6 protein-coding genes and 1 pseudogene are annotated in these 4,095 nt (G+C 60.3%); 4 read left to right on the forward strand and 3 right to left on the reverse strand.

All coding sequences use genetic code 11. The features are described 5' to 3' along the window. Positions 1 to 217 (reverse strand): annotated as a pseudogene (locus ACXJKO_RS30175) (PQQ-dependent sugar dehydrogenase); the annotation flags it as partial. 33 nt (positions 218 to 250) lie between these two features. Between ACXJKO_RS30175 and ACXJKO_RS30180 the strand changes: the two are divergent. From ACXJKO_RS30180 to ACXJKO_RS30190, 3 genes are all read left to right on the forward strand, one after another. Further along, positions 251 to 673 (forward strand): PQQ-dependent sugar dehydrogenase, encoded by a 423-nt coding sequence (locus tag ACXJKO_RS30180; protein ID WP_457094705.1) that lies wholly within the window; start codon positions 251 to 253, stop codon positions 671 to 673. A gap of 307 nt (positions 674 to 980) precedes the next feature. Next, positions 981 to 1,676, forward strand: coding sequence for a response regulator transcription factor (locus ACXJKO_RS30185; protein WP_457094706.1), 696 nt, complete (start codon positions 981 to 983; stop codon positions 1,674 to 1,676). 419 nt (positions 1,677 to 2,095) lie between these two features. Continuing rightward, the gene (locus ACXJKO_RS30190) at positions 2,096 to 2,467 is read left to right on the forward strand and encodes a hypothetical protein (protein ID WP_457094707.1); all 372 of its coding nucleotides are present in this window, start codon (positions 2,096 to 2,098) and stop codon (positions 2,465 to 2,467) included. A 223-nt stretch (positions 2,468 to 2,690) separates the two neighbouring features. On the opposite strand, the gene ACXJKO_RS30195 is transcribed toward ACXJKO_RS30190, so the two are convergent. Both ACXJKO_RS30195 and ACXJKO_RS30200 read right to left on the reverse strand, forming a co-directional pair. Then, on the reverse strand, positions 2,691 to 2,984 hold the full coding sequence (locus tag ACXJKO_RS30195; RefSeq protein WP_457094708.1) for an SWIB/MDM2 domain-containing protein: 294 nt from the start codon (positions 2,982 to 2,984) through the stop codon (positions 2,691 to 2,693). Between the two features lie 174 nt (positions 2,985 to 3,158). Next, positions 3,159 to 3,518: a hypothetical protein gene (locus ACXJKO_RS30200; protein WP_457094709.1), complete on the reverse strand. Its 360-nt coding sequence runs from the start codon at positions 3,516 to 3,518 to the stop codon at positions 3,159 to 3,161. Between ACXJKO_RS30200 and ACXJKO_RS30205 the strand changes: the two genes are divergently transcribed. Beyond that, the gene (locus ACXJKO_RS30205; protein WP_457094710.1) at positions 3,517 to 3,660 is read left to right on the forward strand and encodes a hypothetical protein; all 144 of its coding nucleotides are present in this window, start codon (positions 3,517 to 3,519) and stop codon (positions 3,658 to 3,660) included. The genes ACXJKO_RS30200 and ACXJKO_RS30205 overlap by 2 nt on opposite strands. The last annotated feature ends 435 nt before the right edge of the window (positions 3,661 to 4,095 follow it).

The following is a 4,095-nucleotide window of genomic DNA, read 5'->3' on the forward strand; positions in this document are numbered from 1 at the left end:
CGGGCACGGGCGTAAAAGTCGAGACCCGGTCGCGCGATGCGACGTAGAGCTTGGTCCCCAGACAGGCGACACCGTTGGGCGCGACGAGCCCGGAAGCCGCCCGTACGGCCGGTCCCCCTGCGAGGGGGACGCCATAGACCGCGTTGCCTTTGGTGCCGATATAGAGAGTATCGCCACAGACGACCATGGCGCGGGCGGCCGGCACACGGGCGAACACCTCGACGCGGGCTCCCGGTACGGCGCGGACGGGATGGGGGACAACACACCACCCGACGAGCTGAACGTCCTACAGCCGGGGGGCTTTTATGGTTTTCCTTATTTCGGCGGCCGAGTGCGGCTGCGCGGTTTTGAGGAGGCGGCTCCGCCAGCGCCACAGAACCCGCCCGCGTATGAGTTCCAAGCTCATGTCGCGACGCTTGGGGTCCACTTCTATCGCGGTGCCATGTTCCCGGAGTTGCAGGGCGAGGCGCTGATTGCCGAACACGGCAGCTGGGATCGTAGCACCCCGGTTGGGTACCAGGTTGTGCGGCTGAGTGTTGGCAGCAGCCGCTCTGGCAACGGACAAAGCTTTCTGAGCGGCGTTGGGCGCCCCGTTGATGTCAAGGAACTGCTGGATGGGTCAATTGTCGTGTCTGATGATGCGGGAGGGCGGATCTGGCGCGTCAGCCGCTGAGCCAGCCCCAAGAAAGCCGACCTCGACAGGAGCACAGATACCGCCTGGAGATGTCCCTGTAGCGACGAACTTCTTGTCAAAAAACTCCACCCACACAGCGATCCAAGTTTATGTGAGCCTGAGCTCCTGACAGCTTTAAGGCAGCATGAGGTTCCATAAGATATGTTATGCGAATTTACTTAGCCGGCTAAGGCTGTTGCCTCTTGGAACAGGGCCAGCGGGGTGAAAGCGTCAACGTGCAGCCGACATTAACTTCTTGTTGAGCATACGTCGTTCACATTAGCCAAGGCTCACGGGAGGTGGTGCGATGCGGGTGTTGCTGATCGAAGACGACATCTCTGTCACTCAGAGTATTGAGCTCATGCTCCAGCGCCACAACGTACGGATCTCTGTCGCAGATCTGGGCGAGCACGGCATCAATCTTGGCCAGCTTCCCGACTACGACATCATCCTGCTCGATCTCAACCTCCCAGACATGTCAGGCTATGACGTCCTGCAACAGCTGCGTCTTGCCAAGGTGAGCACGCCCGTCCTGATCCTCTCAGGCTTGGACGGGATCCAGAACAAGGTCAGGGGTCTCGGCTATGGCGCTGATGATTATCTCACCAAGCCGTTTCACAAGGATGAACTCATCGCCCGCATGCAGGCAATCGTCCGTCGCTCGTCCGAGCAGACTGAGACCATAATTCAATGCGGCGACCTGACGATCAAACCTCGGGCTCAACAGGCTGAGATCGGGGGACGCCCAGTGAACCTGACCGGCACGGAGTACAAGATCCTGGCGTTTCTGGCTCAGCGTCAGGGGAGCACGCTCACCAAAGAGATGCTCCTCAATCATCTGTATAGCGGCATGGATGAACCRGAGATCAAGATCATCGACGTGTTCATCTGCAAGCTGCGCAAGAAGCTCGCGGTGGCTTCAGGCGGCAGGAACTACATTGAGACGGTCTGGGGCCGCGGCTACATGCTGCGCGAGCCGCAGCTCGTCAGGTTGGCAAGCTAAGTCTCACGGCCGCGATCGCATCCAATCATCCGCTGCCCCGTGTTCTGTCAGCGGAAAGGTTTTCTGGTTTCTCTTGCCCTTGTGGAGCCAGTCCCCTCACCCCGATCTGTGGCAGCATCGCCTTCAGTCGAAATGAGAACGCCTCGACTGAAGCCTCTTCCAAACTCCAGTCGGGGCACATGCGATGACGGTTGCAACACCGCGCCACCATTCTACTCTGCCCCTGATGAGCGTCAACGCCTGATACAGTAAGCGCTCCTGAGATAAGCGGGCCAGAGCACATTGCATGAACTAGCGGCACGTGGTTGCCGTGTCGCTTTACCCGATCGTTTGAAACCGCTGGTTAACCATGCAAGCGCATGCTCTCCCGTGGGACCCAAGGGCTGGGCGGGCTTCCTGCTACCTGGAGACGGTTGCTCATGGCGGATAAACGGCTCACCGACATCATCGAGGAGAAGTTGGCATTGCTCTCACCAACTCTGAACGCCATCGAGTTCGGCGGCGATCAGCCTTATCTTTGTGAACTGCAGACGCTCCTCAGGCAGCACATGGCAAGCCTGGTTGTCTTGTTCGAGCGAGATCCCGGCCTGGATGCCGCAACAGCCGATCTGTACGCGGCGGCTGCCGCAGTTGTTAACGACACCACAAGGGCGTCTCAGCCCCTCGCCCGAAAACGCCGTCTGCTCAAGGAAGCCCAAGCACGCTTCCAGGAGCGCATCGCGACCGCACGCCCGAACGGAAGAAGAGCCTGCGCTGCCTGGCGAGAGAATGAGCTCTTCCTTGCGGCCTGATCCAAGCCCGGGGTCCGCATCAGCACCGTTGTGTGGCGGAACCTAATCTCCTGCCCTTTTCTCCAGAAGGGTTGCTGGTCCTGTCACCCTGGCAAGCAATCAGTCACAGACTCCGGGGCTTGAGAAAGCAGTCTAATCAGGAGCTGTAGAGGCAACGGCTGGGAGTACAGCCACCTCGTCAGAGCTGTGGCGGGGTGGGCGTGCCGTCGTGCGAGGAGCAGTCTCAGGAGAGATGCTGAGCGAAGTACTTGTTCATCTCGAACATGCTCACCTTGTCTTTGCCACCAAAGACTGCCCGAAGCTTGTCATCTGCCAGAATCTCCCGCTTGTTCTCAGGGTTTTGGAGATTGTTGGCCTTGATGTATTCCCATACCTTGCTCACCACCTCGGTGCGGAGCAGCGGGGAGGAGCCTACCAGGGCTGCCAATTCGGTCGAGGGCTGCAGCGGCTTCATCAGAGCCGGGTTCGGCTTCTTGGTTGCCGTTGCTCCAGTGTTGCCTGTCTTTGATGCTGCCATTGTCAAACTCCATGGTTACGTCCCTCGGTCCTCTGTGAGGGCAAGATGTAGCGACTATGGCGTTCAATGAACGAATAGCCACTTGACCTGGAGTATCCTCATCAAGCTTCGACAACAGCCGGACAGGGCTGAGCCTGGAGGATCTGCTTTCTGCCCGGCCGAGCACTGCGTTGGCTAGTCGCCCGCCGATGCCTTCTTGCGCGAGGAGGACCGTCTGCGGCCCTTGCTGCTCTCACCATTGCCGCGCTCCTCGCCCGACGAACCGCCAAGGGCGCTGGTTACGACCTCACCGGCAGCTCCAATGGCAGCTGCCGCAACCTCCAGCGGAGCAGCGACGATCTCGGCGCCGAGACTTCCCGCGGCCGAAACGGCGTCCCTGCCCTGCTGCGTGCCGCTGCCCTGTCCCTGCTCGCCGCCCTGCGGCTTCTCCAGCACGTTCGCGACCGCCCTGAGAGCCTCCGCCATCACCGTCCGGGCCTGCGGCGAGGTGAGCGTTGCCTCCAAGCTCGAGAGCCAAGCCATCGGGTTCAGCATGCTACCCTGCGAGCGGGATGCGGAGCGGGCCTGCGTTGTGGACCGCGACCTCGACGTACCAGAGGTCGAACGTGCCGCCGTGCGCGACCCTGCGGAGGACCGGGACTTCGCGGGAACAGCCTGGGACTTCGTCGCGGACTGAGAGCCGGTCATCGCCTTGGGCTGAGCACGCTTGGGAGCGCCAGCTTCCTTCTTAGTGGCAGACCGGGAGGTGGGCTTCGAGGCCGACTTCTTCGGCGCCTTCCGGCTCCTGCTGGGTTGTGAAGGTCCATCCTTCTGTTTCGTAGCCATGGTCATTCCTTCATTTGCTGAGGCCGCAAGTCGGCCGTACCGAGGAACAGTGATCCTCACTACTAACAATGAAAACGTGGCTGTTCGGTTCGTACGCACAAGATCAAACTGCGTCGGCGAGGGAGAACATCTGAGTGTCGATTGTTGGTCGCCATTCGGATGCTGCTCCTCATCGAACTTTTATATGCCCGCCGATCAGCCTCCTAAGGATTGCTTGCGCTCTGGTGAACCGCATAAGTGGGAGCCTTGGACGCGCTCGGGATGCGACATGGCTTCACGCAAGACT

This window comes from Microvirga sp. P5_D2, assembly GCF_054049475.1.